The sequence below is a fragment of the Mesorhizobium abyssinicae genome (assembly GCF_049887195.1).
GTDB lineage: Bacteria > Pseudomonadota > Alphaproteobacteria > Rhizobiales > Rhizobiaceae > Mesorhizobium > Mesorhizobium abyssinicae.
Genome location: NZ_JARAKC010000143.1, coordinates 1 through 329 on the forward strand (window position 1 = coordinate 1; position 329 = coordinate 329).

Annotated in this window: 1 pseudogene; it reads right to left on the reverse strand. The window is 64.7% G+C overall.

Annotated features, from left to right (window positions below):
- Positions 1-291: pseudogene (locus tag PU724_RS34010) on the reverse strand (ABC transporter permease); the annotation flags it as partial.
- Positions 292-329 lie beyond the last annotated feature (38 nt).

Sequence of the window (329 nt, forward strand, 5' to 3'; positions counted from 1 at the left end):
GTCCTTGATCGATGTCGCAATGTCCTGCCCGCTCGACATGGCGGTGCCGAGATCGCCGGTGAGCACGCCGCCCAGCCAGTGGAAGTAGCGGAGATAGGCAGGCTGGTTCAGCCCGAGCTGCTCGCGCAGATTGGCGAGCGACTCCGGCGTCGCCGATTGTCCGAGAATGGCTTGCGCGACGTCGCCGGGCAGGATCTGGGTGCCGGCGAAGATCAGGACCGAAACGGCCAACAAGAGGAGGATGCCCAGCGCAACGCGCTGGGCCACCAGTTTCACGATGGGTGAGGACATCTCCGCAAGGCCGAACTCAGGCTTCGAGCCAGCACTTC